We start from the raw sequence: 24,392 nt of genomic DNA on the forward strand, positions 1-24,392 counted from the left end.
GGGGCTTGTTCATGAGGATTTCAGCCAATTGAAGTGTCTCTTTATAGTCCCCTTTTTTGATAAAATGAAATGTGGATAAGATAGCAATCCGCTCTTCCCAAAGCTTACCTGAGTTTGCAAATTGGTACAAAAGTGATCTGTCTTTATCCCATAGCCAAGCACCTAGAATTTTTGGAGCGGAATTGTCCACAAGATCCCAATTGTTGACCTTATCCACATTGTTTAGGTAAAAATCTACCCAATATTTTTGGATTTCAATGGTTTTGGCTTTTTCAAATTTGTAAACCAGCAATAAAAGGGCAGTTAATCTGGCCTCGTGAAATGCCGACTGTATCAAGTATTCAAGATCCGATTCTATAACTTGTTTTTGGTATCGTTTGGCTAATTTTCTCTGATCTGGAACTTTAACCCCCAAAAAAAGATCTCCTTCACCGTATTGACCCTCTCCGGTCTTAAAATACTTCATGACCCCGCTTACCTTTTCAGGCTGCGCTTTTGCTTTCAGCTCTTCTAAAATTTGTTCTGCAAGGACATTAGCCATCAATCCAAATGGTATTTAGGGTATTTAAACCCAAAATTGCCGGCGAAATAGGAGAAAAAAAAGGCTTCCAGAAAAATAATCTGGAAGCTTTTAGAGAACAGGTGGTTTTAATCAAAAATCTGCATCTTCGTCGAATTCCTCTCTGTCGCCATTTCGCCCATTTTTCCTATCCCTAAATCCTCCAAAACGATAAGTAAAGGCAATGGTTCCAATTCTGGTTTCCCTGTTGAACAAACGATCCTGCTCAAATCTCGGGTCATCTGTTCTTATCCTGAATATCCGCGTGTTGAAGATATCACTCACATTGAGACTTACTGTAGCTCTTTTGTTCATGATGTCTTTCCTGATTCCAGCATTTATTCCCCAAAATGGCTCAATCTCACCTTGAGGGAGGACAATCGGACCTCTGTAGTTACCTTGGATCTGGATAGTGGCAAAATTTGGAATAGCCATGTTGCCCAATAAACTTACCGTCCAACTGAAGTTGGAGTTGTTGAAGCCTTCTTCGATGTTGTCACCAATAATTTCGGAATAGAAGAAGTTTCCAGTTAAAGTTGCATCGAACCACTGAGTAACCTGGATTTGATTTACCATTTCAAATCCCGTACTGCTTCTGCTATTGGCATTTTCCCTGGTTTGAATGGCCACATTATCATCCCTTAATCTGATTACCCTAGTATGGATATCGGTAGAAAACCTGTGATAGACAGTGGCATTGAGCAGGTAATTTTTCCAGCCTTTCATATAACCCAATTCATAACTATTGGTAAATTCCGGTTGAAGAAATGGATTTCCAACACTCAAATTGAACAAATCGCTTACCCTGAAAATTGGAGCAAGTGCCCATATGTTTGGCCTGGATATCCTCCGACTGAAATTAACCGTTAATTCCTCCTCTTGGCCCAAATTATAACTTAAGTAAGCGCTGGGGAATAAATTGAAATAATTATTGATGATAGGCTCAGGATTACTTTCAAGCAAACCTGTTGTTTCGGTGTATTCTGCCCTCAACCCACCTTGGTAGCCCAATTTCCCAATGGTGTTTCTGTAACTGAAATAAGCGGCATATACATCTTCATTAAATTTAAATCCATCGGTAAATTCAGGATCAAGAACTGGATTGAAGTCGGTAGACTCATCACCTTGTAAGAAATTCTGCTGCCTGTCCCAAACCCCAAAAGTTCCTTTCAGCCCGGATTCAAAGCTTCCTCCATTCTCAAAAGGTTTCTCATAGTCCAATTGCAATACATAGAGGTCACTGGTTTGTGGCCTGTCGTTGATTTGTATCAGTCTGTTTGAAGGTACTTCTTGGTTGAACTGATCATAGAACAACTGATTGTAAATTTCTTCCTGGGTACGCTCATCACGTGAATAAGAGGCTGAAGTAAACAACCGCTGCCCTAATGTATCGATTTCATAGGTGTAACTGACTCCTGTTTCAAAGTTAAAACTTTGTCGCGAATCTTCTGTCTCCCTTATAAAAAGGCTATCTAAATTGCCTGCACTATTTATGTTCCTTTGGTTCAGCAAATCAGTCCCCGTTCTATCCCTGAAATTCCCCTGGGCATAAAATCCAAAAACCTTGCTTTCAGAAATGTTGTAATCTAAACCAGCTCTGATCAAATGGGATACATCCACATTTTCTCCATAAGAATCTTGATCCAAAACAGGAGATACATTAGGTAAAGCCGTTCTTCTCAATCCCTCACTTTCCCGGAACAACCTTCTATCCTGAAAATTGTAGGATCCATAGTAATTTACTTTTTCTGTACCGTAATTTAGATTGACTCCAGCATTGTATTTGTCTCTAGTGCCGACTGAAACGTTGGCTTGGCCGTTGAAGCCGGTAGATTCATTTTTTTTCAGGATGATGTTAATTATTCCCCCTACGCCGGTAGCGTCGTAACGGGATGAAGGGTTAGTTATGAGTTCCACAGTTTTAATGCTGTTAGCAGGAAACTGGGAAAGAATGCTTTCGGCATCATCTCCTGAAAGGTTGGATGGCCTACCATTGATGTAGATAAGGATGTTTCCACTGCCCCGCATGGTGATACTTCCTTCATCATCCACTTGGATTGAAGGCAACGTTCCCAATAGCTCAGATGCTGTTGCTCCTTCTGCAACAATGCTGTTTTCCACATTGTACCTTCTTTTGTCAATGTCACTTTCAAACATGGAAGTTACCCCTTCTACCACTACTTCATCTAAGCTTTCGGCTCCTGATTGTAATTTTATATTTCCAAAATTCACAGTTTCTTTATCTCCAAGGGTGACATTTTGGTAATAGGTTTCAAACCCTATAAAACCAGCCCTGAAAATATACTCTCCTGCGGTGGCATTAAAGGAAAAGGTACCATCAAGTTCCGACATGCCTCCATAGACAACAACTGAATCTGAAGGACTCAATAAGGCAATATTGGCAAACTCGAGAGCATCATTAGAAGTGGCATCAACTATTTTGCCTTTTAGGTTAATGCCTTGCGCCTGAACAGTCTGGGAAAGAATAAATGTGGAGAAAATTAAAAGTGTAAATAATGTGGATTTCATGGTAATCGTTGGTTGTCTAGTTAAATGCAAAGTTTCCAAATTTTATTTGGAATCGGAACCTAAATAGGCTTAGTGGAAATAAAATGTGTTGAAAGGAACTGGAAAGCGTGTTTTGTAAAATTTCTTTTTTGGTACAGGAAATTTGATTTAAACTGCTTTAAATCAAAGCTTGACACAATAAAGAAACACCCCATAACCTGAGAAGGTTTGAAAAATAATTGTATATACATTAATAGAGATATACTGGTTTTAATCGCAATAATTTGGGATAGGCGGTAGGAGGATACTTGTATAGTTAAATTTTTCCTGTTAATTGTTCCAATGTATGCTGGATTAATGCATTCATGGCCTGATCGGCATTTTTTGAAAAAGTATGGTTGATTCTATTGGCCACGATGGCGTTCAGACTCAAGACTTCATGGCCTAAAAGCCTTCCCATAGCGTAATATCCGGCAGTTTCCATTTCGAAGTTGGTCAACAAAAAATCTCCGATCCTAATTTTATTCAATTTCTCGATCAGGTCTGGTATGGCTGGAGTCAGCCTCACTTTGCGACCTTGAGGTCCAAAAAATCCGGGACAGGTTACTGTATTGCCGATCAAAAGGCCTTCACCCATTTGCTGAAGCAACTTTTCTGATCCCGAAACACAGTAGGGTGTAAAGGAAAGACCTAGGGATTTATGTATGGTTTCACCTACCTGTTTTTCAAAATCACTGTAGTGATTTGTATAAAAGCTCATCAGAGTATCCAAACCAATACCATACTTGGAGACCAGCAGGCTATCAACAGGTAGAGTGCCCTGCATGCTTCCTGAGGTGCCTATCCTAATGATATCAAGAGAGGTGTGTGTGGTCTTGGGTAGCCTGGTTTGAAAATCCACATTGACCAAAGCATCCAATTCCGTCATCAGGATCTCGATGTTGTCAGTGCCCATGCCTGTACTCAGGACGGTCATTCTTTTCCCTTTATAGCTACCGGTATGGGCAACAAATTCCCTCTTAGATCCCTTAAAATCTATGGAATCAAAATTTCTCGATATCTTCTCCACCCGGTCAGGATCCCCTACGGTAATAACAGTTGAAGCCAGATGCTCTGGCTTCAGGTTCAAATGATAAATACTTCCGTCAGGATTGATGATCAGCTCGGACTCCGGGATGCGCTCACTCATTTTCAACGGAATTTAAATTTTTGTTTTTTGCCAATCGTTGCCATCCTTTGTATGGATTGTAGCCATTGGTGTTTTTTTGGTAATAGCCCGATCCATCGTAAGGCCGCTTTTCAGGATGGGATTGGCAGGAATCCGAACAGGCACCCTCCAGTTCCCAACCACAGTTTTCGCAGATGGGTACATGGATGTTGCAGGTTGGATTGGCACAATTGACCATGCGGTCTGATTTGGTGCCGCAGACATGACAGGTGGACAGGATGCTTGGGTTTACCTTGTTGACACCTACTGCAAGCCGGTTGTCAAACACATAGCACTTGCCCTCAAAATCCTCTCCCCCTGCCTCCATGCCGTATTTGATAATACCCCCATGCAATTGGTAGACATCTTCAAACCCCTGTTCCAGCAGGTAAGCAGAAGCTTTTTCACACTTGATGCCTCCGGTACAATAGGTCAGTATTTTTTTGTTTTTCAGGTGTTCAAGTTCTTTCACCTTTTCCGGAAATTCTCTGAAATTCTCCATGTCCAGTGTCAGGGCATTTTTGAATTTCCCCAATTCATGTTCATAATTGGAACGCACATCCAAAATCACCACATCCTCTTGGTCCTTAAGGGCTTTGAAAGCCAAGGGTTCCAAGTGCTTACCCGTCTTTAGGTTGGGATTGATGTGACTGAGACTGGAGTGAACGATTTCCGGTTTGGTCCTTACATGAATCTTGGTAAAGGCATGCCGATCATGTTGATCCACTTTAAAATCGGTTTTGGCAAACCTGGGATCTGATTTCACATAGGCCATGTAACGCTCACAGTCTTCCTTCAGACCGGACACGGTGCCATTCAACCCTTCGTGGGAAATGATGATCCTGCCCCTGATGTTGTTTTCAATGCAGAACAGGTGATGTTCTTCTCTATATGCTTCGGTATCTTGGATCTCCGCATAGCAATAATAGAGCAAAATAAGGTAATATTGATTTTCCATAACTTAAGCCCTGTTTCAAGCAGGGTGTCAGGTTGAAATAATATGTATTATATTGTTGTTATTTGCCAACAGGTTGGGCAGGATTTCCAAAGACCGTTTCATTGGCTTTTACATCGGCGATGACTACGGATCCTGCCCCTATTCTTGCGTTTTTTCCTACTTTGACACCAGAGACGATGGTCACCCCTGAACCGACAAAGGCTCCTTCTTCCAAATTCACTGAGGAGTTGATGATGGTACCGGCCCCTACTTGGACATAATCCCCAAGGACTGCTCCATGTTCAATAATGGCACCGGAATGATAGATACCGTGATGACCCATCTGTACTCCTGCACCGATGCTGACATGTGCATTGATAAAATTCCCATGCCCAAGGGCTGCATCAGTAGCGATGTAAGCCCTGCTATGGATGGCGTTTACAGGTTGCACTTTGCGTCTTTCCTGCAGCATTTCCACCAGGAATTTTCGGTACTTGTTGTCATCTACCGCAACAAATGCCTCGCATTTCTTACCAATAAGTTTCAGAAAGCCGTCATCTTCTGTGTGGCCAAGGACTGAGACATAATTGATTTCGGTTCCATGGATTTTTTCGTCCTCATCCAAGAGCCCATAGACCACGACCTGATGGCTGTTGAATATTTCCAATGCAGGGTGGGCAATGCCTTTTGCTCCTAAAATGATCACCGGTTTTTCCATGGACTTGATAGATTTGGCATGCAAAATTAGTGGAAAATAACGGCTTAAACAAAAATCATTTCCTAAGCCGGCTTCAACAAAGATTGGCCAACTTTACAGTTTAGGCATTTCTTCAGCTTGCAATAGTTGTTATACAAGCCGATCATTCCCTGACTGTCATAGGCATTAATTGCCCTCCATGAAACCTGGTCAAAATGTCTGATGATGTGGTTTTGTTCTGACGGGATTTCCTGAAGTAAGTCAAAACACCTCTCCTGCCAATGTCCATCCCCTTGGTATTGGCCATAAGCAAACCATAGGGGTACAAGGAAATTGATGGCAATCAGGCTTTTGGCTCCTTCTGTTAAATGACCTTTTTGAACTTGTTTCCTTTCTTTCCCATATTGATAATGTCTTTGCCAATAAGGCATTGGGTCAAAGCTGAGCGTGGATTTGAAAGTCGAAAAATCGAAAGTCTTCTCCAACAAATCCGAGAATAGGTGAGGACTCTGAGATAAAAAACTTAGCAATTGGGAAAGCCTGATGGTAGGATAATTGGCCGGTCTCACCCGCATAAATTTCCATTCTTTGACATCCAAAGCAGGGAGAAGGCCATACTTCTTTTGGTAAATCCCGTATTCTCTCTTTGCAAAAACTGCGTAGTCATCAGGAGGGGTTTCAGGGATAAACGCAGCTTGCCCAAAGAGGATGGCCTCCTGAACCATAGGCTGGCTGGCATGTTTTTTTAAGATTTTATAAGGAAGGCTTTCGGCAAGTCTTAGCATCGCCTGACTGTTTGTTTTGAAGCCAAAACAATAAAATAGCCATCGGTATGCGGTTTCTTCCCAATCCCCATGGGTGGCAGCAAGAATCTGATGGACCATTTTGCCCTTCTCTTCAAAACGCTCCACCAGACTTTTTTCAAGCATAGAAAACCGCTGTATGCCGGGTACCTCTTCCAAAAACGGTCCGCAAAGTAGCGGCTCTCTCGAATTGAGTAGCTTTTCGTAATTTCGTACCACATCCAACAATACTTTTCCTTTGAGTTCAAATGTGGGGATATGGGTACCGTCAGACCGTTTGACCTTTTCATCATTTTCCCAGACCACGTGTAGAATGACACTGTTGTAGCGCTCGTCCACATCATGGGTGTGCTGTTTCCAGTCTGAAGATTCCCTATGCACCTCCACGTGCCCATGGAAATTGACTCCGCTGATTTTAATTTGTGCTTCCAAAAAATCCGGTCCTTCATGGAAATTGTGGTAGCCTATTTTTTTGACCTCTATGGCCTGTCCATCGGTTGTTTGCAGTTGTTTTTGATCAAAGTATTGGTACTTCCATACCAGCTGCAGAAAATTTTCCTGAAAATCCATCATAAAAAAGTTCTTAAAAATTGATTGAATGTATTCCCAAATATTTCTTTAATTTAAGGTGAAATTTCAATAAATGAAACTAATTGCTTTGTTTTTGCTGCTGATATCACCCCTATTGGCCCTAGCACAGACCTCACGACTTGACAGCCTAAAAGCCGAACTCAGCAAAAACCATCCTGATTCGGAGAGGTCAAAGGTATTCAACAATCTTTTTCTTGAGCTTGCATTCAAAGACAATGAAAACGCCTTTGCCTATTTGGATTCGGCTATTTTACTAGCGGAAAGAAATAATGATTCTAGGGCAATGGGCCGATACTACAACAATAAGGGTGTGGTAAGCCTGCGTTCTGGACAGCTGAGGAGAGCCATGAATTTTCTATTGGAAGGAGTCAACCATGCAGAAGCCAACCAAGATTCCAGCACCTTACTGAAACTCTATGGCAACATGGCGCATATTTTTATGATCAGAGAGGAGCAAGAGCAGGCAGAAAAATATTACGACAAAATACTCCTTTACTGTAACCCTGAAACCGAGCCGATTATATATCTCAAAACCCTCAACAACAAAGGTTTGCTGTTGAAACGCGAGGAGCAGTATGAAAAGGCCTTGGAATGGTTTGCCAAAGCAAAAATGATGGCAGAAAATCAGAGGGATTCTGCTGAGTTGGCCAATGTGCTCAACAACATCGGGATTACCCAATATCATATGGCGGACCGAAAAAAGGCAGAAAGAAACTATAGGGAAGCCATAAAAATCAATAAAAAGGTAGGCCATCAATACCAATTGGTCACCAATTACCTGAATTTAGGAAATTTGCTTCTGGAAGATGAATTGATTACAGAAGCCAAACAAACCGCCTCCCTAGCACTGAAATTGGCTCAGTCTGAAAAATACCTTGAAGAGACATCTTCGTCCCAGGAATTGTTGTATCGGGTAAACAAAGCTGAGGGCAATCTCAAAGAGGCTTTGGCTTACTTGGAAGCGTATAAAGAGAGCCTGGATGAATTCAATCAGGAGAAATACAGCAAAGATGTTGCTTCAATGGAGGCTGAATTTGATAGTGAGCAAAAGAGTCAGGAAATACTTCGGCTCCGGCAAAATGAGGATTTTCAACATGCTTTGCTGGAAAAACAGCAGGTACAGATCACCTTAGTCACTGTGATATTGGTCTTTCTGGTGATCATCCTGCTGGTTTCCTATTACCTCTATCGGGTCAAGGAAAAAGCAAATGCAGTATTGGAAACGAAAAATCAAAAGATTGAAACACTTATCCGTGAACTTCATCACCGTGTCAAAAACAATTTACAGATTGTCAACAGTCTTTTGAACCTACAATACAATCGGGTAACCGATGAGGGGACCAAGCAGGCCATTAGGGAAGGACAGAGTAGGTTGGAGGCAATGTCTTTGATTCACAAAAACCTGTACATGGATGAAGATTTCACTGGCCTTGACATTAAAGCTTATTTGGATTTTCTGACACAATCTTTGGCCGTCAGCTATGGGTTTCCAGTGGATGCGGTCAAAAGTGATATTGATCTTGAGAATCCTATATTCAATTTAGACCAGGCAGTTCCTCTTGGACTTATTGTCAATGAACTGGCCAGCAATGCCTTCAAACATGCTTTTGAAAACAAGGAGCTGGCACAATTGATGGTTGAGATCAAGGAGGAGAAGCAGAAGATCTCCTTCAAGTTGAAAGACAACGGCAAGGGTTTTTCTGAAGAGTTAAATCCTTTGAATGAGAGTTCATTTGGCTTGAAATTGGTCACCACATTGATTGAGCAACTGGATAGTGAATTGGTCAGCAAAGGGAAAGAAGGCAGTGAGTTCTCCTTTGAATTTGTACGAAAATAAAATGGAAAGGCGAGGCAATTTTAAGATTTTGGTGGTGGAGGATGAGTTGATCGTCGCCATGGACATTCAGGAAACCCTACTTAGGTTAGGCTATCCTTTGGTGAAGACAGCCCATTCGCCAAAATTAGCCAAAGAGACTTTTCAATCCCTGATTCCAGATGTTGTGATCTGTGACATCAACCTTAAATCGGACATTGATGGAATCGAACTTGTCAGTAGCATGAAACGGGAAAGGGATTTTCCTGTCATCTTTTTGACAGGTTTTTTTGATCAGAAAACCATCAGCCGGGCAATGTCTGTGGGGGCTAGCTATTATTTGGTCAAGCCTTTTGTGGAAAACCAACTGCAGGCGGCCATAGAGATAGCAAGACAGAAAATCGGGGTACCTGAAGAGCCATCGAAGTTGTCAAAAAAGGAAATGCTGATCCTCCAGCAACTGGTGGAGGGGAAAACCTCTCAAGAAATTGCAAATGTGCTCAACAACAGCTATCATACTGTGACCACACACATCCGAAACATCAAAAAGAAACACGGCTTGCATACAAGCGCGGAATTGATTTCTCTGGCGCTGAAAAATAAGTGGGTATAGTTGTCTTTTTATACTTCTCGTTTCTAAAACCTGATATTACTGGAAGTTATACGTATGTATAAAAGTCTGGTCAAGATTGATATTTATAGATATTGGGATATTGACAATAATGCTTCACATTCCAAATGCTAAGATTGCCCAAATTCCCTGTTTTTTTGTATTTTCGGCTTATGTCAAGCAAAATCCTAGTCTTACTATTTTCTTTAATCGTTTTCATATCCTCTTCACAGGCACAGCAAGAAAAGCTTGTCTGGTCAGACGAATTTGATTATGAGGGTTTGCCGGACCCAGATAAGTGGACTTATGATGTGGGAGGCCATGGTTGGGGAAACAATGAATTGCAGTATTATACCAAGGAAAGACCGGCCAATGCCCGTGTGGAAAACGGGACTTTAATCATCACCGCCATCAGGGAAGACCATGAAAACATGGCTTATACTTCAAGCAGGCTACTGACAAGGGGTAAAGGCAGTTGGCAATATGGGTATTTTGAAATCAAAGCCAGGCTTCCCAAAGGATTGGGTACCTGGCCGGCGATATGGATGCTGCCGGAGGAGAACCAATTCGGTGGATGGCCCAAAAGCGGGGAAATCGACATCATGGAGCATGTGGGTTATGACCCGGGAGTGGTACATGGCACCGTCCACACCGAATCCTTCAATCATAAAATCGGCACCCAGGTGGGCAAGCAGAAAGAAGTGGAGGACTTTGCCGCTGCATTTAATGTCTATGCCGTTGACTGGAATGAAACCAAGATCGATTTTTACATCAATGGTGAAAAGTACCATACCTTTGAAAATACGGGAGGTGGTCCGGCAGACTGGCCATTTGACCATCCCTTTCACCTTATTCTCAATATAGCGGTAGGGGGAGACTGGGGTGGTGCCCAAGGCGTGGATGATAGCATCTGGCCGCAGGAAATGGTGGTGGAATATGTCAGGGTGTATTCGGAAAAACCTAATTGAAATTTTTGTTAATTTAAAAATCCATTTTAAGCGAAAATAAACGATACCGCAAATTCCGGAAAATAATAATTTTTTTTTAAGAAATTAGTAGAAATATTTGACTTTTAGTTCTTTTTTTTTTGAAACTCACTAAAATTTTAATGTATATGAAGCTAAAATTTGGATTAATTGCTTTTGCGTTAACAGCCATGGCTTGGAGTTTAAGCTTCCAAGCTAATTCAGGTTGTGATACTGGAATTGATGGCTATTGCATAGTCGTTAATGGATCTCCGGCAGTTTGTGGAAACAAGACAGGAGAGGCTAAAGGTGATTGTAAACAATCTACAGGTGAAGTTGACAGTTAGGTTTTTTGTGAATGCAAGGCCTGGAATTTGGGTCTTGCATTTCTTTTTTAGTTTTTTACTGTTGTTTACATTATCGAATTGCAGCAATAAAGCCAATATTGATTGCAATCCTGAGGTAAATCAGGGATGGAAAAAAATGGGAGAAAAGCAGTTCCCAGTTGACTCATTGACTTCCAATAGGCCGTCATCCATCCAATATCATACCTTGCGGGACAAAGATGTTATTAGCTTTTTAAATGTTCATTATAATGAAATACAACTTTTTGATTTTAATTCAGAATCATTAATAAAAAAAATACCATTTGATAAAAATTTATTTGGAACTATAACAGGTTACCATATTTCTTCATTGGATTCAATATTCATTACCTCAAATGACAAGTTAAGGACTTTTTTAGTGGATGAACAGGCTAATCTATTAAAAACCTATAGGATTGAAAATTCTCAAGGATCTCCACTTCCAATTGGTCTAAATACCTTTAAATTAGATTCTTTACTATTAGTGACCAATCAAGTTGCCATGTTTGATAGCAATGGTATAATAGAGGAATCTCTTGTTTCAGTCTATAATCTACATGCTTTAGTTTTAGGTTCAGGCAAAGATTCATTTAATTTTTTGAGTTATCCTGCAATCTATAAAGATGGATTTTCACCGGAGCTCGGTCTTTATTTTTCTGCAATAGATGATCAGAAAAAGGAAATATATTTCGGGTTCTCAGCCTCAGATTTTGTGTTGAAATACGCCTTAATTGATGGCTTTGAAAAGCAGCCAAATCTCCTAAAAATTAAACCAACCGATTTCTTTGAGGTGAAAAATGCTAGGGGCAGGGATGTTTCTGATTTTTCCAAAAGACAGATTTATTACTTGGATAATTATAATTACGGTAACCTTATTTATGATAAATTCCGAAATCTAATTTATAGATTGGCCTACTTTCCAGTTGAAAATCCAAAAAAAAGGCTTGAAGATTCAAAGGAAATCCTTAAGAAAAGAAAACTTTTGGTTTTTGACCCAGGTAGTAATGAACTTAAACTGGAGATCTGCCTGGATGAAATTGAATTTTATGAAGGTTTAATCCTACCTACACCAATTGGAATTTTGATATATAGAAATACAGAGGAGGAAGATGAAATTAAATTTGAAATTTATGAATTTATGTAATCTATCTATTTTGGCAATTTTGGCTCTGTTGATTTCATGTAAAAGTCCCAATGATAGTTTTGCAAATGATAATTTAGTTCGAGATATTCTTGTTAAAAACAAAGAAGTTAAATATATAATTTTTGTTCCGACTGTTGGTTGTACCGGTTGCATTTCTTTTGCTGAAAAAAATCTGGTGAAACATCAAAATAACAATAAAATATTTTTTGTAATTGAAGAAGTAAGGAGTAAAAAAGAGCTTAGTTTGAAATTGGGTAGGAATGTTAATGATTTTAAAAATCTTCTGATATTTGAATCACCTATAAATAATCTGGATAATTTTATTTCGCCCAAAGTTTTAATTGATGAAACCGGGAAGATGTCGGAATTTGATGCTAATTTTATTATTGAAGTTTAAATTTGAATAATTCCAATAAAAAGTTGAATAAAACTGAATTATGTTTTTATATCAATGGTGAAAAGTATCATACCTTTGAAAATACGGGAGGTGGTCCGGCAGACTGGCCATTTGACCATCCCTTTCACCTTATCCTTAATATAGCGGTAGGGGGGAGACTGGGGTGGTGCCCAAGGCGTGGATGATAGCATCTGGCCGCAGGAAATGGTGGTGGAATATGTCCGGGTGTATTCAGAAAAACCCTAGTCTAATGGTTCTTCATACCAGGTTTTGTGTACGATTTTCCATTGATCTTCGATCTTGATCAGCGTGAGGAAATCGTAATAGTAAATGCCCGGCCAGTATAATTCTGTTTTTGCCAAAGCCGTGTAGCCTTTGATTTCCACCTCCAGCAGCCCGTTGTCATACAATTCGGGATCTCTGGGCTGGCCGGAAGCCGTGCCCGCCGCCCAATCTGAAAAGGATGTGATGGTCAGTTCCTTTCCCCTGTATCCCATCAGCCTGGCATCTGGATGGAAAGCAGCTTGCAGCTTTTGAAGGTCCCGCTCAATCATCCCTTCAAAATAGGCATTTATGGTTGCTTCCACGGCATCCCTTTCTTTTTGGTCTGATGATGGGGTGACCTGACAGGAATAAGCAAATCCCAATAGAAGCAGCATCATCATTGGGCTTATAAATTTATACTGCTTGTCTTTCATATGTTTGGCTTGTGAATTGGCATTTGGATTTCACCATCAAGATAAAGCATTCAGAAGACTAAAATAGAAGACCTACCGGAATTTTGCCAACCTTAAACTCTTTCCCTCCAATTTCCACCCATTTCAGTTGTCATGTTATCAAGCCCCACCCGGGGGCCTGTTGCAGGGTTGTCAGAGAATGCGTGCCAAGGTGATTAATTAGTGTAAAAAACACATTTAAAAAATTTGAACATTGCTGTTTTATTTTTAATATTAGATTAAATTAAGCCTTAATTTACGACAACCTTATTTCAAAATCCAAAATCAACCTACCGAACCATGAAGAAATGCCTAACATTTCCTTTGCCGATATTGCTGATGTGTTGCATCAGTTTTACAGTTGTCGCTCAGAAAAACCAGTTGATCGTCAACGCAGATCAAGGCAGTGCCACCATCAATAAACACATCTACGGCCATTTTGCGGAGCATTTGGGCCGTTGCATTTATGGGGGAATCTGGGTAGGCCCTGATTCCGATATTCCCAATGAGGATGGATATAGACTGGATGTGTTGACCGCCCTGAAAAATCTTCAGATTCCAAACCTCAGATGGCCTGGCGGATGCTTTGCCGACGAGTACCATTGGACAGATGGGATAGGGGACCCCAAAGACCGTCCCACCATGGTCAACACCCACTGGGGCGGTGTGACGGAAGACAATTCTTTTGGCACCCATGAATTTTTGAATTTCTGTGAAAAAATCGGCACCGAACCCTATATCACCGGGAATGTAGGCAGCGGTTCGGTGGATGAAATGTCCAAATGGATAGAGTACATCAACTTTGACGGGGAAAGCCCCATGTCCAATCTGAGAAAGAAAAATGGTCAGGAAAATCCCTGGAACATCAAATACTGGGGGGTAGGCAATGAAAGCTGGGGATGTGGCGGAAACATGACCGCTGAATATTACGCCAACGAATACCGCAGGTATGCTACCTATGCCAGGGATTACGGAGGAAATGAGCTCTTTAAAATTGCAGGCGGCGCAAGTGACTGGGATTTTAACTGGACAGAAGTATTGATGAAAAACATACCGCTCAGGATGATGGATGCGATTTCTCTGCACTATTACACCATCACCGGGACCTGGGCCGAAAAAACATCTGCCACCCAATTTGACAATGAAAGATACCTCAAAACCCTATCTCAAGCTGCCAGAATGGATGAGTTGATCACGCGACATTCCAGCATCATGGACCAATACGATCCTGAAAAAAAGGTGGGTTTGATTGTGGATGAATGGGGGACTTGGTTTGAGGTAGAACCTGGTACCAATCCCGGATTCCTTTTCCAGCAAAATACCATGCGGGATGCCTTTGTGGCCGCCATCACCCTGAACATCTTCAACAAACACGCCGAGCGGGTGTATATGGCCAATCTTGCCCAGACCGTGAATGTATTGCAGGCCTTGATCCTCACTGACGACACCAATATGATTCTGACGCCTACCTATCACATTTTTGATTTGTACAGGGCCCATCAGGACGCCCAGTTGCTTTCCCATCACCTGAGTACTGAGGAAGTCAGTTTCGGTGAACAAAAATTGGAAAGCCTGCAGGTGTCCACCTCCAAATCAGCTGATGGAACCGTCAACATCAGCATAGCCAATATCCACCCGGACAAAAAGATCGATCTGGAAGTGTTGCTGAGAGGAATTGATCCTAAATCGGTTACGGCAAGAGCCCTTACCGGGCCAAGCATTGATGCCTACAATACCTTTGACAACAAAGAAGCAGTGAAGGTTTCGGATTTCAAGGACTTCAAGTTGAACAAATCCCAGTTGCAGATCAGTGTTCCCGCCCATTCTGTATTGATGGTCAGGGTCAAATGACCTTTCTTGATGATCAAAAGATGTCTGAACAAATGACCATCACCGTTCTCAATTAGAAATCGGATCGGGAATAACCATAAAAAGAAAATGAAAAAACCTAACTTGTTTCCATTATCCAAAATTGTCCTGCTCTTGATAGTCGGGATCAGTTGGAATTGTACTTCCCCAAAAACGGAAGAAACCCAGTCAGAAGAAAAAGAAAACATACAATTCAAAGTGAATATTAAAGAAGTAGCCATCAAAGATCAAAAAGCCAAAGTTTTCCAATTGTCGAACGGAAACGGGATGGAGGTAGAACTCCTGAGTTTCGGAGGGATCATTTCCAAACTGAAAGTGCCTGATAAAGATGGCAATGTGGAAAACATCGCCTTGGGATATGAAAACCCGGCTGATTATGACACCAATCAGTATTTTCTGGGTGCCTCAGTGGGTAGGTATGCCAACCGGATTGCGAAGGGAAAGTTTGAACTGGACGGAGAATCTTACCAACTGGCTACCAACAACGGAGCCAATCACCTGCATGGCGGTCCGATGGGATTCAACAGGAAATTCTTTGATGCGGAGTACATCGAAGGGGATCATTCTATGAAAGTGAAAATGACCTATGTCAGCCCTGATGGGGAAGAAGGTTATCCCGGCAATCTGGAAACCACCATCACTTTTGAATTGACCCATGACAACAAACTTTTGATCGAATACACCGCAGAAACAGACAAGCCTACCATCGTTAACCTTACCCACCACGGTTATTTTAACCTCAGTGGGATGCAGGAAGATGTGCTAAATCATGAATTGACGCTTTCTGCTGACCGATATACACCTGTTGACCAGAGCCTGATCCCCACCGGGGAGCTGGCTCCGGTTTCGGGTACGCCCTTTGATTTCAGGGAACCCCAAACCATCGGTGCAAGGATAGCGGATGTACCGGGAGGATATGACCACAATTATGTGGTCAAGGACAAAGCTGATGGAGAGTTGACAAAAATGGCCACCTTGTACCACCCTGCTTCGGGTAGACACATGGAATTGTATTCAGATGCGCCAGGGGTACAGTTCTATTCGGGAAATTTTCTGGATGGCAAATTGACTACTGACGGACACACTTACAGCAAGCATATGGGGATGTGCCTTGAGCCGCAACATTTCCCCAATTCCCCCAATGAACCTTCCTTTCCTTCTCCAAGATTGGATCCAGGTGAAAAATACAGGCATAGGATTCAGTACCATTTTGGGGTAAAATAAGAGGGATCATTTTTCACGCAAAGGCGCAGAGTCGCAAAGGTTTCTTTTATGCGAAAATAAAAGAAACTTGGTTGATCAAAAAATACCTGTATAATATCCCATGTCTAAAAAATACAGGCATAGGATTCAGTACCATTTTGGGGTAAAATAAGAGGAATCATTTTTCACGCAAAGACGCAGAGTCGCAAAGGTTTCTTTTATTCGAAAAATAAATGAAGCCTTAGTTGATTAAAAAAATTCCTGTGTAATACCTCATGTCTAAAAAATACAGGCATAGGATTCAGTACCATTTTGGGGTGAAATAAGAGGAATCATTTTTCACGCAAAGGCCCAGAGTCGCAAAGGTTTCTTTTATGCGAGAAATAAATGAAACCTTGGTTGATCAAAAAATACCTGTGTTATATCTCATGTCTAAAAAATACCGGCATAGGATTCAGTACCATTTTGGGGTAAAATAAGAGGGAATCATTTTTCACGCAAAGGCGCAGAGTCGCAAAGGTTTCTTTTATGCGAAAAATAAATGAAACCTTGGTTGATCAAAAAATACCTGTATAATATCTCATGTCTAAAAAATACCAGCATAGGATTCAGTACCATTTTGGGGTAAAATAAGAGGAATCATTTTTCACGCAAAGACGCAGAGTCGCAAAGGTTTCTTTTATGCGAAAAAGTAGGTCTGAAGACTTGAACCATTGGGTTACTCACTTAAAAAACTCCGTAAATCCAAATGTCTGATACCCTCAAAGGTATTTCCTTCAAAGCTGTCCAAGGTGATGACTGTTTTGGGGTAATTATCTTTTACTTTTTGCAAATTTCCAAATTCCCTTTGAATGGTCTTTGGTTCATGAAGACTTAAGGCCACCTGAAAATAAGCCGTCTCTCCCTCTTTTTGACAGACGAAATCAATCTCTTCATTGACCATTACCCCTACCTTGATGTCGTAACCTTTAAATAGCAGGTGGTTGAATACCGCATTTTCCAATATTTTACCAAGGTCTTCAGGCCGGTATCCCCAGATACCATGTCTGATACCCAAATTTTCAAAATAAAATTTATGACCAAACTCGAAAAGGTGCTTTCCTAAAACATCAAACCTGCTCACTTTGTGAATCAAAAAAGCATTGCTTAAGTAGTCCGAATAGGTCTGAACCTGATTATGGGATACCATGATTTTTTGCGATTTCAGAAAATCGGAAATTTTTTTGGCTGAAAAAAGACTCCCTACATTGCTGGCCAAGAACTGAACCAATTGCTCCAAAAATACGGTATTCCTTATCGCATACCTGTTGACCACATCCCTGTAAACAATCGTGGTATAAATATTTTTCAGGTATTCAAATACCACTTCATCTTGGAGAGGAAGGTGTTTTATATAAGGAAGCCCGCCGTATTTTAGGTATTTATTGAGATTTTCAGGGTGGTTTTCTAAATGATGGAATTCCAAAAATTCTGTATAGGACAAACTATAAACTTTGATTTCTACAAAGCGTCCGCTGAGGTGGCCGGCAATATCACCGGATAGTAAATTGGCGTTGCTTCCGGTACAATAAATATCCATAAAATCATCCAAAATCAAAGACCTCAGGGCTTGGCCAAAATCTTGAATGTCCTGTATTTCATCAATGAACACGTGATTAAAGCAATCAGGCTTTTGGTGTTGCTTGATATATTGGTCTAAGTCTTTGGCATTTTTCATCCAAGAAAAATCAAGATCTTCCTTGTTGATATAAATAATGTGATGATTCGGATGGTTTTCTCGGATATATTGGATCAGTTGAAACAATAAGTAGCTTTTCCCCACACGTCTTTGTCCAGTTAACACCTTGATAATCTTTTTCCCGATATAAGGCTTTGCCTTTTTCAGGTAGTGATTTCTTGGTGATATATCCTGAGGTAGCTTAAACATTTTGTAAATATAAATACAAAAAATATAATTTAGTCAAATTTTGTAAATATGATTACAGGATGTCATTTTCTTCAAAATTTTGGAAATTTTTCCTCTCTTTGGATCAATCAAGATAAAATTACTAGAAAATCTTATGGCTGATCACATATCAACCGAGGACTAAAATCATTTAATTCCATTCTTGGGCCAAAAATGGGTATGGTTAAAGACTTAGTCTTGATCCATTTCAATAGCAGTCTGAAGATCTGAACCAATATGGGTGAACACTCAAACTACGGTCGAAAGGTGCCGATGATTTTAATTGTCCTCACCACCTTCTTCTACCACTTTGGGATAGCGGATGATCACATCAATAATACCTGAGTCTAACATCCCTAGTTCGCGTGCCGCTGCCCGGGATAAATCAATGATCCTACCTCGGCGGTAGGGACCTCTGTCATTAATCCGGACGGTAACTGATTTCCCGTTTTCCGGATTGACAACTTCTACTTCCGTATCGAATGGCAGGGATCGGTGGGCTGCTGTAAGTTCCTGGTTTTCAAAAACCTCTCCACTCGCTGTTTTTCTACCATCAAACCTGCGTGCATAGTAGCTGGCTTTTCCTTCGACTTCTTCCATTTCGATTTCTTCTTCCTTGGGACTGCAGCATACAACAAGAAAAGACAATGTGAAAATTGAAAAAATTGTGTAAAAGACGGATTTCGATAGTTCCATGATTTTAATATAATCAAAAATACCTACAAAATCCTCTTACTTATTCGATTACCATTAGTCCTGAAGTTAAAATAGACATCTCCCTTCATTCCCATGATCGCGAAATGGATTTTCCGTCTATAATTTTAGCCTTGCCAGGTTTTCGCTATTCTAAATGCCTACAATGGGCAGTTTGAAGACTGCAAAGTAGTGGTCCAAGTCTGATTTAATGTCCAAAATTATCCGAAAATCCCCACGAACGAGATGGCCTTTTTCAGGGTCAATTCCAGTTTTTGACTAACTTTGATAAAAATGAAGATGTATGAAATTTAAGTTAGACAGAACTGCCTTTCAGGCATCATCGATCTCAAAAAGATTCCGCTATGGTGAGATTTATCAAAAAAAACATCCCAGGAATTGGTAAAGATTGCAGCCTATTTAAATAGCCTGGCTTTTGGTTATCCAATGGATAATCCACCGAAAATGGACAAATCAAAATGCAGTGTAAGAAGCCGGAAATGATGGCCAATAATTTCCCCTCAGATTTTTTGGATTTTCTTCATTCATTTAATGACAATCAGGTGGATTACATCTTGGTAGAAGGTTTTCAGTGATACTCCATGGCTATCCCAGACCTACAGGAGACATGGACATTTGGGTCAGAAGATCAGTTGAAAACTATAAAAAAATACAAAGGGCCTTTGATGAATTTGGAATGCCGGTTTTTGAAATGACCGAAGAAAATTTTTTGACCCATCCAGAATGGGATGTCTATACTTTCGGAAAATCCCCAGTAGCCATAGACCTTATGCGAAATGTCAAAGGACTTGATTTTGATCAGGCATTCAGAAACGCAACTTACTTTGTACAAGTTGGAATTCCAATTCGAACCCTTTCCAAGGAAGACCTAATCAAAGCAAAATCAGCTTCAAAAAGGCCTAAGGATTTTGATGACCTTGATAATATATGATTTCCATATATCTAAATTTTCACTTCTAAAAAGAATACCCCACCTGACTCCCTCTCTCCGGATCCATTTCCACTTTGGCATAAACTTCGATTTCCTGCTGGAGTTCTTCCACGTGACTGATGATGCCTACAATCCTGTTTTCATGACGGAGTGATTTCAGGGTTTCAAAGACCACCCGTAGGGAATTCCTGTCCAAAGCCCCAAATCCCTCATCCAAAAAGAAAAAACTCTGATCCGCCTGATTGAGGAATTTTACTTTTTCCGCCAAAGCCAAAGCCAAACAAAGTGAGGCCTGAAAAGTCTGTCCCCCTGAGAGTGTTTTCAGCAGCCTTCTTTTGCCACCGTTGAGGTAATCCACCACCCAAAAGGTGTTGTTGTCGTCAATTTCAAGGCTGAGGCTGTTTTTGGTCAGTTTCGAAAAACGGAGGTTGGCGGTTGCACAGAGTTCTTTGAGGTAAATGGAGCTGACATATTTGACAAAGCCACTGCCTTTGAAAAGTTTTTCCAACTCTTTGAGATCTGTTTCCCGGTTTTCCAGCAGGTGGAATTTTTCCAGCACCTGTTGCTTTTCCTTTAGTTTTGCACGGCCTTCTATGATTTGTTGGTCTAGGAGCATAAAGGTTTTTTTTATACTTTCCAATTCGGTTTTAATTTCGGCCAAAGCAAGTTTTTGCTGATCGAATTCGGAAGTATCGAAACCGGTAACCCCAGGTTCTGATTCAAGTTCAGTGATCTTGGAGGCTACAATCAACCTTCGGTCCTCATACTGTCGGATTTCTGCATCCACCTTGTCTGCATCCAAGGAATGTCCAAACAAGTCGATCAGATCCTGCTCATGCTGAAATCCATGTTCTTGCATCAATGCCTGGTAGGTGGCGCGAAGCTCAGTCAATTTTTTTTCCGTACTTGTTGTGGAGGCTTCAAAATGACGCAGGTTGGCCAGATTCGTGGCTTGTTTTTCCCGGAGTTCTTTGAGGGCCCTTTGTTTTCCTTCCAGTTTGAAAGCGGTTTCTTTGATGTCTTCCAATACCTTTTGGATGGTCGCTTCAATATTATCCGGGGATTTGTCGTAGAAGGCCTGACAAAAAACCGGGTCCTTGATGGCCTCTTTCCTTGTTGCAATCGTGGTCTGTAAATTGATCAATTGTTGGTCTATCGCTGTTAACTCCTCGTTTTCCTTCTCCAATGCCTCATTCCCCTGTTCCCATTTGACCCGAAGCTGTTTGACTTCTTTCACCAGTTTTTCTTTGTCTGAATAGGTTTTTTCAGCCGTCCCGACAAAATCCACCAAAGCTGCTTTGCCAAACAATTGCTTTTTTTCCATACTTTTGGCCAAATCAGCCAATTTTTGGTTGAGCTGATCAAGGGTTTGTTGTTTTTGAATCCTTAGGTCATCGGTATGTTTCAGGTAGATGTTTTGGCTGGCGATTTCCTGGCTAGTCTGGTTTGCTTTTTCCAAGTCTGTTTTGACTCGACTGATTTCATCCGTCATGGCAGTCCATTCCCCTTCACTTGCCTCCGGGGAAAGGGGGAAAGGATGGGTGTCAGACCCACAAAGTGGACAGGGCACCCCTTCGACCAAGACATGGGCATGAGCTGCTAAGCCCTTTTTTTGGAGCAAAAGGTCTTTTTCATTTTCGAGTTGCTGTAATTTCTCTTTCAGATTGTAGATCCATGTTTCAAAGGATTCACCTGAGGGAAGGCTACTTCTGAGGCGGTTTAAGGAGCCATCCAAAACCTGTTTCTGTGTTTCCAACTCGGTCAATTCGGAACGAATTTCCTTCTCCTGTACCACAAATTGATCCCATTGGAGGGCTGCGTTTTTGACTTCATTCAATTCCTGTAAATCAGGTATCTGAAAGGATTCCAGCAAGTTCTCTGATTGTTTGATCTTCTCCCAAAGTGTTTTTTGGGTAACTCTTTTCTTTTCAATGTCAGGTCGCAAAGTTGCAGCCCGTTGTGTTTCCTTCTCCACCTGCTTTAGGTGCCTCTGGATCTCAAGCACCTGTTTCAGATCCCGGATTTTGGTTTCCCTTGCCGGCCTTTGCTCTGCTTTTTCCTTGAGCACAGCTTCCTCCTCTTCCAGTTTTTGTACCTGCTCTTGGTATTGGACTTTGAATCGAGTACAGTCTACCACACTGACCCTGAATTTTTCAAGATCGATTTCCTTCTCTTTAATTTGCTCCCAGACCGGCTTCAGGTAGGTTTTGGCTTTGAGAAAATCTTTCCAGATGGCCTTTTTCTCTTCTATTTCCTCTTGTCGGTTTTCAAGGGCTTTCCATTCCTTCTGAAAATTGATCAGTTGATCATGTTTTTGCTTCAGTTGTTCCAGTTTTTTGCAGTTGGCTTCAGTATTTTGGTACCGATTTTCCTCTTTTTCTACCTGTAGGGATGTTTCCTTGATCATCGCTGTTTTTTCTTCCAAGGCCTCTTTTGAAAATTCCTGCAACTGCTGCAAATGGGTTTCCAGCCTGATCTTATCGTCTTTGACAGCCCTTAGCAGGCTCCCGGTTTTCCCGGCAAGATCAAAGCGTTCCAAGCCAAACAGTTCCTTCATCATGTCGGCCCTTGGTCCCGGAGTCAGGTCAACAAATTCGCGGAATTTCCCCTGAGGAATAATCACCGTTTGTTTGAAATGATCCTTTTTCATGCCCACAATGGTCTCAGCTCCTTCGGTAAGGGGAAGCAGGCCTTCAGGAGTGATTTCATAAAAAGTATGTTCGGCAGGCCGAATTTCTTCGAAATTCTTGCTGTTCCTTTTGGCACTATACCGGGCCAGGTAGGTCTTGGCGTTGTTTTTTCCGGCCTTGAATTCCAGATTGATCAAAACCTGATCACTCTGCAGGTTGAGCATGCTGTTTTTTTCTCCCCGGTCAGAGAGCCTTTCTGTACTACCATACAGTGCCAGCAGGATGGCTTCCAGAATGGAGGACTTGCCACTGCCTACCGCACCGAAGATGCCAAACAATCCCGCTGCCGTCAATTGTTCGAAGTTGATGACTTGCATTTCTTTGTAAGAATACAATCCCTGAATTTCCAGTTTTACGGGTATCATATTGGCTGGTTTTGGCTGATGACTTCCTTAAAAATCCCCAAAAGGGTTTCATTTGGCTCGACCCCTTTCTCACTTTTGTAATACAGCTGAAACAGGCTGAGCATGTCTTTCTCAAGGTCCTCGACTTTCAGGCTCAGGCTTTCTTGGTCTTTCGGCTGTAGGATTTGAGGAATCAGGTTGATAATACCGTCATGGGCCTGCATGATGGCCCTTCTTGTGGGGGCATCAATGGAGTGCTCAGTCACAAAGGTGATTTCCACGAAGCAATACTGATTTTCTGCAAGCCATTGCAGGGCAGCCGGAAGTTCATCGAACTTTTTTCGGCACAAAGGTCTTCCGGATTGTAAAGGAATGGGTTTGAAATCCACAGGTTTTCCGGGACTTGCTTTGATCAAGACCACTTGCTTTTGCTGATCTGCCTCACTGAATGAATAAGCTAGCGGTGAACTTGCATACACCACTGGAAATGGATTCAGTCCTACGGCATGGTATCGGTGTAGGTGACCCAAGGCAGCATACTGAAGTTGCTCGGGGAGGTGATGGGTGTACAAGGCCTGCGTACCGCCAACATGAAGGATTGGCCTTTCACTTTCAGGTTCGGGTTCCGGTTTTTCTCCCGCTTTGACAAAAAAGAAATGGCCTAAAAAGAGGTTGACCCCATGCTGATCGCAATATTGGTCTGCGAGACTTTTCCATTTTGCCTGCATAAGCTCACGGAATTCCGTTTCTCTGTCCCCTTCACCCAGATAGGTTCTGAGCAAAACCTCATTGGCATAAGGGCTAAGCAGCAGGCGAATGGGGAAATCATGGTTGGCTAACTTCAGTTCCACAAAACCGGGGGCAGAAGCAAGGATTTCCAGGCCATTCTCAAGTTTGCCCACAGGGATGGTGCTGTCATAGCGGCTGTAGAAAAAGATGCCCATTTCCCTGGCCAATGGATCCGGAGCTTCTATAAACTGGGTACTGTCGTGGTTTCCTGAAATGGCGATGATGGGCCTTTTTCCAAAATTGGAAAGTTTCCTTAGTGTTTTGTAAAGCAGTTCCACCGCTTCATGGTTGGGGTTGAAACTGTCAAAAATATCCCCGGCCAACAGCACCAGGTCCACTTCCTGCTCATCTGCAATCTGAATGATTTCTTCCAGAACGGCTTTTTGTTCTTCCAGGCGGGAAAATTCCTGTAGCCTTTTTCCCAAGTGCCAGTCTGCGGTGTGGAGGATTTTGATCATGCTGTAGTTGGTTTTGGTGAAAGAAACCCCTCGATTTCCCAAAAAATTAAATTTATGGCCTTAATCCCAATGAAGCAAACCGCAATTGATTTAACTTTTAGGTAAAAGGGATTTCTGATGGATTTCTCAAGCGAAGG

The 24,392-nt window shown here is 41.6% G+C and carries 20 protein-coding genes; 9 read left to right on the forward strand and 11 right to left on the reverse strand.

Translation table 11 applies throughout. The annotated features are described in order from the left end of the window. The 6 genes from H1A14_RS11005 to H1A14_RS11030 form a co-directional block, all read right to left on the reverse strand. Positions 1-541: DNA alkylation repair protein (locus H1A14_RS11005; protein ID WP_194776318.1), on the reverse strand; the 541-nt coding region annotated here is incomplete at its 3' end. A 111-nt stretch (positions 542-652) separates the two neighbouring features. Then, positions 653-3,088 (reverse strand): TonB-dependent receptor domain-containing protein, encoded by a 2,436-nt coding sequence (locus H1A14_RS11010; protein ID WP_194776319.1) that lies wholly within the window; start codon positions 3,086-3,088, stop codon positions 653-655. A 295-nt stretch (positions 3,089-3,383) separates the two neighbouring features. Then, complete coding sequence (locus H1A14_RS11015; RefSeq protein WP_194776320.1) at positions 3,384-4,256, reverse strand: nucleoside phosphorylase; 873 nt, start codon at positions 4,254-4,256, stop codon at positions 3,384-3,386. Continuing rightward, complete coding sequence (gene trhO, locus H1A14_RS11020; RefSeq protein WP_194776321.1) at positions 4,249-5,232, reverse strand: oxygen-dependent tRNA uridine(34) hydroxylase TrhO; 984 nt, start codon at positions 5,230-5,232, stop codon at positions 4,249-4,251. The genes H1A14_RS11015 and trhO overlap by 8 nt, the downstream gene beginning before the upstream one ends. Before the next feature lie 58 nt (positions 5,233-5,290). Then, entirely contained in the window at positions 5,291-5,929 is a 639-nt protein-coding gene (locus tag H1A14_RS11025) for a NeuD/PglB/VioB family sugar acetyltransferase (RefSeq protein ID WP_194776322.1), read from the reverse strand. A gap of 62 nt (positions 5,930-5,991) precedes the next feature. Continuing rightward, positions 5,992-7,284 carry a DUF2851 family protein gene (locus H1A14_RS11030; RefSeq protein WP_317174871.1) on the reverse strand — a complete coding sequence of 431 codons (1,293 nt, stop codon included), beginning with the start codon at positions 7,282-7,284 and terminating at the stop codon, positions 5,992-5,994. 70 nt (positions 7,285-7,354) lie between these two features. Here H1A14_RS11030 and H1A14_RS11035 point away from each other — a divergent pair, with 70 nt between their 5' ends. From H1A14_RS11035 to H1A14_RS11060, 6 genes are all read left to right on the forward strand, one after another. Then, on the forward strand, positions 7,355-9,139 hold the full coding sequence (locus H1A14_RS11035; protein ID WP_194776323.1) for a tetratricopeptide repeat-containing sensor histidine kinase: 1,785 nt from the start codon (positions 7,355-7,357) through the stop codon (positions 9,137-9,139). Between the two features lies 1 nt (position 9,140). Continuing rightward, complete coding sequence (locus tag H1A14_RS11040) at positions 9,141-9,728, forward strand: response regulator transcription factor (RefSeq protein WP_194776324.1); 588 nt, start codon at positions 9,141-9,143, stop codon at positions 9,726-9,728. A gap of 170 nt (positions 9,729-9,898) precedes the next feature. Next, positions 9,899-10,693, forward strand: a complete 795-nt coding sequence (locus H1A14_RS11045) for a glycoside hydrolase family 16 protein (protein WP_194776325.1) — start codon at positions 9,899-9,901, stop codon at positions 10,691-10,693. A gap of 146 nt (positions 10,694-10,839) precedes the next feature. Next, positions 10,840-11,037, forward strand: a complete 198-nt coding sequence (locus H1A14_RS11050) for a hypothetical protein (RefSeq protein ID WP_194776326.1) — start codon at positions 10,840-10,842, stop codon at positions 11,035-11,037. 136 nt (positions 11,038-11,173) lie between these two features. Continuing rightward, a complete protein-coding gene (locus H1A14_RS11055; RefSeq protein WP_228527738.1) occupies positions 11,174-12,199 on the forward strand; it encodes a DUF4221 family protein in 1,026 nt (341 codons plus the stop codon). Next, the gene (locus H1A14_RS11060) at positions 12,186-12,596 is read left to right on the forward strand and encodes a hypothetical protein (RefSeq protein ID WP_194776328.1); all 411 of its coding nucleotides are present in this window, start codon (positions 12,186-12,188) and stop codon (positions 12,594-12,596) included. Before H1A14_RS11055 ends, H1A14_RS11060 begins: the two co-directional genes overlap by 14 nt. A 242-nt stretch (positions 12,597-12,838) precedes the next feature. Here H1A14_RS11060 and H1A14_RS11065 read toward each other — a convergent pair whose 3' ends face one another. Beyond that, positions 12,839-13,294 (reverse strand): nuclear transport factor 2 family protein, encoded by a 456-nt coding sequence (locus H1A14_RS11065; protein ID WP_228527739.1) that lies wholly within the window; start codon positions 13,292-13,294, stop codon positions 12,839-12,841. 318 nt (positions 13,295-13,612) lie between these two features. On the opposite strand from H1A14_RS11065, the gene H1A14_RS11070 reads away from it, so the two are divergent. Both H1A14_RS11070 and H1A14_RS11075 read left to right on the forward strand, forming a co-directional pair. Beyond that, entirely contained in the window at positions 13,613-15,163 is a 1,551-nt protein-coding gene (locus H1A14_RS11070; RefSeq protein ID WP_194776329.1) for an alpha-N-arabinofuranosidase, read from the forward strand. An 87-nt stretch (positions 15,164-15,250) separates the two neighbouring features. Next, positions 15,251-16,405 (forward strand): aldose epimerase family protein, encoded by a 1,155-nt coding sequence (locus tag H1A14_RS11075; RefSeq protein ID WP_194776330.1) that lies wholly within the window; start codon positions 15,251-15,253, stop codon positions 16,403-16,405. 697 nt (positions 16,406-17,102) lie between these two features. Here the strand turns inward: H1A14_RS11075 and H1A14_RS11080 are convergent. Both H1A14_RS11080 and H1A14_RS11085 read right to left on the reverse strand, forming a co-directional pair. Next, a complete protein-coding gene (locus H1A14_RS11080) occupies positions 17,103-18,311 on the reverse strand; it encodes an ATP-binding protein (RefSeq protein WP_194776331.1) in 1,209 nt (402 codons plus the stop codon). A gap of 297 nt (positions 18,312-18,608) precedes the next feature. Further along, positions 18,609-19,025: a septal ring lytic transglycosylase RlpA family protein gene (locus tag H1A14_RS11085; RefSeq protein WP_194776332.1), complete on the reverse strand. Its 417-nt coding sequence runs from the start codon at positions 19,023-19,025 to the stop codon at positions 18,609-18,611. Between the two features lie 625 nt (positions 19,026-19,650). On the opposite strand from H1A14_RS11085, the gene H1A14_RS11090 reads away from it, so the two are divergent. Further along, entirely contained in the window at positions 19,651-19,974 is a 324-nt protein-coding gene (locus tag H1A14_RS11090; protein ID WP_228527740.1) for a nucleotidyltransferase, read from the forward strand. Positions 19,975-19,999: 25 nt separating this feature from the next. Here H1A14_RS11090 and H1A14_RS11095 read toward each other — a convergent pair whose 3' ends face one another. Both H1A14_RS11095 and H1A14_RS11100 read right to left on the reverse strand, forming a co-directional pair. Beyond that, complete coding sequence (locus H1A14_RS11095; RefSeq protein ID WP_194776333.1) at positions 20,000-23,029, reverse strand: AAA family ATPase; 3,030 nt, start codon at positions 23,027-23,029, stop codon at positions 20,000-20,002. Continuing rightward, complete coding sequence (locus H1A14_RS11100) at positions 23,026-24,255, reverse strand: metallophosphoesterase family protein (RefSeq protein ID WP_194776334.1); 1,230 nt, start codon at positions 24,253-24,255, stop codon at positions 23,026-23,028. Before H1A14_RS11100 ends, H1A14_RS11095 begins: the two co-directional genes overlap by 4 nt. Positions 24,256-24,392 lie beyond the last annotated feature (137 nt).

The sequence above is a fragment of the Pararhodonellum marinum genome, from assembly GCF_015354735.1.
In the GTDB taxonomy this organism is placed as follows: Bacteria; Bacteroidota; Bacteroidia; order Cytophagales; family Cyclobacteriaceae; genus Pararhodonellum; species Pararhodonellum marinum.

Coding starts and splice junctions, on each gene's coding strand:
- H1A14_RS11010 (WP_194776319.1), bottom strand. CDS start 3,088: ATGAAATCCACATTATTTACACTTTTAATTTTCTCCACATTTATTCTT.
- H1A14_RS11045 (WP_194776325.1), top strand. CDS start 9,899: ATGTCAAGCAAAATCCTAGTCTTACTATTTTCTTTAATCGTTTTCATA.
- H1A14_RS11100 (WP_194776334.1), bottom strand. CDS start 24,255: ATGATCAAAATCCTCCACACCGCAGACTGGCACTTGGGAAAAAGGCTA.
- H1A14_RS11065 (WP_228527739.1), bottom strand. CDS start 13,294: ATGAAAGACAAGCAGTATAAATTTATAAGCCCAATGATGATGCTGCTT.
- H1A14_RS11070 (WP_194776329.1), top strand. CDS start 13,613: ATGAAGAAATGCCTAACATTTCCTTTGCCGATATTGCTGATGTGTTGC.
- H1A14_RS11055 (WP_228527738.1), top strand. CDS start 11,174: ATGGGAGAAAAGCAGTTCCCAGTTGACTCATTGACTTCCAATAGGCCG.
- H1A14_RS11080 (WP_194776331.1), bottom strand. CDS start 18,311: ATGTTTAAGCTACCTCAGGATATATCACCAAGAAATCACTACCTGAAA.
- trhO (WP_194776321.1), bottom strand. CDS start 5,232: ATGGAAAATCAATATTACCTTATTTTGCTCTATTATTGCTATGCGGAG.
- H1A14_RS11075 (WP_194776330.1), top strand. CDS start 15,251: ATGAAAAAACCTAACTTGTTTCCATTATCCAAAATTGTCCTGCTCTTG.
- H1A14_RS11015 (WP_194776320.1), bottom strand. CDS start 4,256: ATGAGTGAGCGCATCCCGGAGTCCGAGCTGATCATCAATCCTGACGGA.
- H1A14_RS11095 (WP_194776333.1), bottom strand. CDS start 23,029: ATGATACCCGTAAAACTGGAAATTCAGGGATTGTATTCTTACAAAGAA.
- H1A14_RS11040 (WP_194776324.1), top strand. CDS start 9,141: ATGGAAAGGCGAGGCAATTTTAAGATTTTGGTGGTGGAGGATGAGTTG.
- H1A14_RS11035 (WP_194776323.1), top strand. CDS start 7,355: ATGAAACTAATTGCTTTGTTTTTGCTGCTGATATCACCCCTATTGGCC.
- H1A14_RS11085 (WP_194776332.1), bottom strand. CDS start 19,025: ATGGAACTATCGAAATCCGTCTTTTACACAATTTTTTCAATTTTCACA.
- H1A14_RS11060 (WP_194776328.1), top strand. CDS start 12,186: ATGAATTTATGTAATCTATCTATTTTGGCAATTTTGGCTCTGTTGATT.
- H1A14_RS11050 (WP_194776326.1), top strand. CDS start 10,840: ATGAAGCTAAAATTTGGATTAATTGCTTTTGCGTTAACAGCCATGGCT.
- H1A14_RS11030 (WP_317174871.1), bottom strand. CDS start 7,284: ATGATGGATTTTCAGGAAAATTTTCTGCAGCTGGTATGGAAGTACCAA.
- H1A14_RS11025 (WP_194776322.1), bottom strand. CDS start 5,929: ATGGAAAAACCGGTGATCATTTTAGGAGCAAAAGGCATTGCCCACCCT.
- H1A14_RS11090 (WP_228527740.1), top strand. CDS start 19,651: ATGGACATTTGGGTCAGAAGATCAGTTGAAAACTATAAAAAAATACAA.